This is a genomic window from Nocardia sp. NPDC003345 (assembly GCF_053589395.1).
Genome location: NZ_JBSFRU010000423.1, coordinates 1 through 4649 on the forward strand (window position 1 = coordinate 1; position 4649 = coordinate 4649).

The window sequence follows — 4649 nt, forward strand, 5'->3', positions numbered from 1 at the left end:
CCGGGGGGCGCGGTCGCCAAAGCCGATAAGGTCTTCGCCTCCGTCGCCACCGGCGACTGCCTGACCTGGCGCGGAGGGTCTGGGCAAAGGCGACATCCAATCCGGAGCCCCGCCCCGATACGCCGACCTTGCACTCGGCACCCACGAGTGCTAAAAATGGCTTTGGCACTCCCTATCGGTGAGTGCCAGGTCGGGACGGTGAGATCGGGTACCACGACACCCCTGGTCGTCCGTCGCGGGCACCGAGCCTGGCCACAAGCGTAGCTAGAGGATGGCCCGACAATGCGGTCATCCTGTGTGTCAGCCTCATTACTTGGAGGATCTCACCGCAATGGCCAAGACAATTGCGTACGACGAAGAGGCCCGTCGCGGCCTCGAGCGGGGCCTCAACAGCCTCGCCGACGCGGTCAAGGTGACGCTGGGGCCGAAGGGCCGCAACGTCGTGCTCGAGAAGAAGTGGGGCGCCCCCACGATCACCAACGATGGTGTGTCCATCGCCAAGGAGATCGAACTCGAGGACCCGTACGAGAAGATCGGCGCCGAGCTGGTCAAGGAAGTCGCCAAGAAGACCGACGATGTCGCGGGCGACGGCACCACCACCGCCACCGTGCTCGCCCAGGCGCTGGTGCGCGAGGGCCTGCGCAATGTCGCGGCCGGCGCGAACCCGCTGGGCCTGAAGCGCGGTATCGAGAAGGCCGTCGAGGCCGTCACCGCCAAGCTGCTCGACTCCGCCAAGGAGGTCGAGACCAAGGAGCAGATCGCCGCCACCGCCGGTATCTCCGCGGGCGACCCGTCCATCGGTGAGCTGATCGCCGAGGCCATGGACAAGGTCGGCAAAGAAGGCGTCATCACCGTCGAAGAGGCGCAGACCTTCGGTCTGTCGCTGGAGCTCACCGAGGGTATGCGCTTCGACAAGGGCTACATCTCGGGCTACTTCGTTACCGACCCCGAGCGTCAGGAAGCGGTCCTCGAGGATCCTTACCTGCTGCTGGTCGGCTCGAAGGTCTCCACCGTCAAGGATCTGCTGCCGCTGCTGGAGAAGGTCATCCAGGCCGGCAAGCCGCTGCTGATCATCGCCGAGGACGTCGAGGGCGAGGCCCTGTCGACCCTGGTCGTGAACAAGATCCGCGGCACCTTCAAGTCCGTCGCCGTCAAGGCCCCGGGCTTCGGTGACCGTCGCAAGGCCCAGCTCGCCGATATCGCCATCCTCACCGGTGGCGAGGTCATCAGCGAAGAGGTCGGCCTCAACCTGGAGACCGCCGGCATCGAGCTGCTCGGCCAGGCGCGCAAGGTCGTCGTCACCAAGGACGAGACCACCATCGTCGAGGGCGCGGGCGACGCGGAGGCCATCCAGGGCCGCGTCTCGCAGATCCGCACCGAGATCGAGAACTCGGATTCGGACTACGACCGGGAGAAGCTGCAGGAGCGTCTGGCCAAGCTGGCCGGCGGTGTCGCGGTCATCAAGGCCGGCGCCGCGACCGAGGTCGAGCTCAAGGAGCGCAAGCACCGCATCGAAGATGCCGTGCGCAACGCCAAGGCCGCCGTCGAAGAGGGCATCGTCGCCGGTGGTGGCGTGGCCCTGCTGCAGTCGGCTCCGGCTCTGGAGGACCTGAAGCTCGAGGGTGACGAGGCGACCGGCGCGAACATCGTCAAGGTTGCGCTGTCGGCTCCGCTGAAGCAGATCGCCTTCAACGCCGGCCTCGAGCCCGGCGTGGTCGCGGAGAAGGTTTCCAACCTGCCCGCCGGCCAGGGCCTCAACGCCGCCACCAACGAGTACGAGGACCTGCTGGCGGCCGGCGTCGCCGACCCGGTCAAGGTCACCCGCTCGGCTCTGCAGAACGCGGCCTCCATCGCGGCCCTGTTCCTGACCACCGAGGCCGTCGTCGCCGATAAGCCGGAGAAGGCCTCGGCCGCCCCGGCCGATCCGACCGGCGGCATGGGCGGCATGGACTTCTGAGTCCCTGCCACTCGGCACCCCGTTCGAACCGAGGCCGGTCCACCACACGGTGGGCCGGCCTCGGCTTTTCGGCACCTGTCCCGGGCGACCGCTCACCTCTATCTCCGCACCCACTGGTATCGTAGATGTCCACTCGGGGTTTCCTGGATATCCGAAGGAGTGCCGGACAATGAGTTTTTCCAAGACGCCGATCGAGATCGATGACGAGGCGCTGGCGGTCGCCGCCGAGGTGCTCGGTACCAAGACGAAGAAGGACACCGTCAACGCCGCTCTCCGCGAAGTGGGTCAACGGCTGGTGCGGATGCGTGCGCTGGCCCGCCTCGGCGAAATGGCCGATCGAGGGGACTTCGACGAATACCTCGGCGACAAGGCGGCCTACCGCCGGTGACTCCTGCCATCTACCTGATCGATACATCCGGCCTTTTCCGGATTCTGCAGGAACCGCACCGGAAAACCTGGGCGGATCAACTGGCGGCCGGAGTGATCGCGACCTGCCCGATCGTCGAGCTCGAATTCCTCTACTCCGCGCGATCGCTGGCCGACCGGCTCGAGAAACAGCGTTTGCTGCACGAGCTGTTCGGCTGGGTCCCGATGGCCGACCATGCCTACCGTCGCGCCGAGGAGTTCCAGCAGTTGATGACCGAACAGGGCACCCACCGCTCGGCGGGCCCGGTCGATCTTCTCATCGCGGCGACGGCGGAACACAGCCGCTTGACCGTCCTGTGCGATGACAGGGATTTCGCGACGGTCGCCCGCGTCACCGGGCAGCAGGTGGCGTTCGTGGCGGGCGCGGCAGGCTGATGCAACGGTGGGCGCCGGGGCTCCGCCGCCACACGCCGGGGGGTGAGCGCGGCCGATCACCTCGATAGGGGGACCGGCGATCGGTGGGTGACAATGGTCGGATGAGTGGTGGCAGTCAGGGCAGCGGGACCGATCCCTATCTGTGGCTCGAAGAGGTGACCGGCGAGCGGGCGCTGGATTTCGCGCAGGCCCGCAACGAGGTCGTGATGGAGCGGTTCGCCGCCGCCGACCGCTTCGAGGTGCTGCGGCGGCGGATTCTGGACATGCTCGACACCGATGCCAAGATCGCGTTCCCGGGGCGGCGCGGGGAATGGCTCTACAACTTCTGGCGCGACGCCGCCCATCCGCGGGGGCTGTGGCGGCGCACCACCTTCGCCGAATACGTGAAACCGGAACCCGACTGGGATGTCCTCATCGACCTCGACGCGCTTGCGGCCGCCGAGGAGGAGAACTGGGTATGGGGTGGTGCCGCAGTGTTGCGCCCGGAGCAGTCCCGGGCCCTGATCAGCCTCTCCCGCGGCGGCGCCGACGCCAAGGTCGTGCGTGAATTCGATATGCCGACACGGGAATTCATTTCCCCGGAGCGGGGCGGCTATTTCCTGCCGGAGGCGAAATCCCGGATCGGCTGGATCGATATCGACTCGGTGTACGTCGGTACCGACTTCGGTCCGGGGTCGCTCACCGAGTCCGGATACCCGCGGATCGCGAAACGATGGCGGCGGGGCACCGCGCTCGAGAGCGCGGAAACGGTATTCGAGGGCGCGGCGACCGATGTCGCGGTATCCGCCGGATACGACCGCACCCCGGGATACGAACGCCACTTCGTCGGTCAGGCGACGGATTTCTACAACGAAACGGTGTATCTGCTCGATGCCGACGGTTCCCGCATCCGGTTGGAGACGCCGACGGATGCCGACGAGTCCTGGTACAAGGAATGGCTGCTGATCCGGCTGAAATCGCGGTGGGAGACCGGTGGCCACACGTATGCCGCCGGTTCGCTCATTGTCACGAATTTCGCCGAATTCCTTGCCGGTGAGCGTGAATTCGAGGTGCTCTTCGAACCCGACGCGCATACCTCGCTGCACGGTTACGGCTGGACCGAGAACCATCTGCTGCTGGTCACCCTCGAGGACGTGCAGACGAAACTGTATGTACTCACCCCGGGCGCGGAGGGCTGGCGTACCGAACCGCTGGCCGATACCCCGCGGATGGCGACCACCAGCGTCATGAATCTCGACCCGATCGAGGCCGGCGATGATTACATGCTGATGACCAGCGGTTTCACCACGCCCACCACGTTGCTGGCGGGCGCGGTGGGGTCGCCGGTATCCGAGCTGAAACAGGAACCGGCGGTTTTCGACGCCACCGGTATCGAGGCCGAACAATTCTTCGCCCGCTCCGACGACGGAACCATGATCCCGTATTTCGTGATCCGGCACCGCGACAATCGCGACCGCCCGGGGCCCACGGTCATGTCGGGATACGGCGGATTCGAGTTGTCCCGGATACCCGTCTACCCCGCTGTCGCGGGAATGGGATGGCTGGAACAGGGCGGCACCTGGGTGTTGACCAATATCCGGGGCGGCGGCGAATACGGACCCGATTGGCACACCTCGGTTCAGAAAGCGAACCGGTACAAGGTGTACGAGGATTTCTCGTCGATCGCACGGGATCTGGTGGCGCGCGGGATCACCACGGCGCCGCAACTGGGTGCGGTCGGCGGTAGTAACGGCGGACTGCTGATGGGTGTGATGCTGACCCGCTACCCGGAGTTGTTCGGCGCGATCGTCTGCCAGGTTCCGCTGCTGGATATGCGCCGGTATCACCTGCTGCTGGCAGGGGCGTCCTGGGTCGCGGAATACGGCGACCCCGATAACCCCGCGGAATGGGA

4 protein-coding genes are annotated in these 4649 nt (G+C 66.3%); all 4 read left to right on the top strand.

What is annotated here, in order from left to right:
* The first annotated feature begins 331 nt into the window (after window positions 1–331).
* The gene (groL, locus tag ACWDU1_RS29770; RefSeq protein ID WP_450003553.1) at window positions 332–1957 is read left to right on the top strand and encodes a chaperonin GroEL; all 1626 of its coding nucleotides are present in this window, start codon (window positions 332–334) and stop codon (window positions 1955–1957) included.
* A gap of 169 nt (window positions 1958–2126) precedes the next feature.
* Window positions 2127–2345 (top strand): type II toxin-antitoxin system VapB family antitoxin, encoded by a 219-nt coding sequence (locus ACWDU1_RS29775; RefSeq protein ID WP_450003548.1) that lies wholly within the window; start codon window positions 2127–2129, stop codon window positions 2343–2345.
* A complete protein-coding gene (locus ACWDU1_RS29780; RefSeq protein ID WP_450003550.1) occupies window positions 2342–2758 on the top strand; it encodes a PIN domain-containing protein in 417 nt (138 codons plus the stop codon). The genes ACWDU1_RS29775 and ACWDU1_RS29780 overlap by 4 nt, the downstream gene beginning before the upstream one ends.
* A gap of 101 nt (window positions 2759–2859) precedes the next feature.
* On the top strand, window positions 2860–4649 hold a 1790-nt coding region (locus ACWDU1_RS29785; protein WP_450003551.1), incomplete at its 3' end, for a prolyl oligopeptidase family serine peptidase.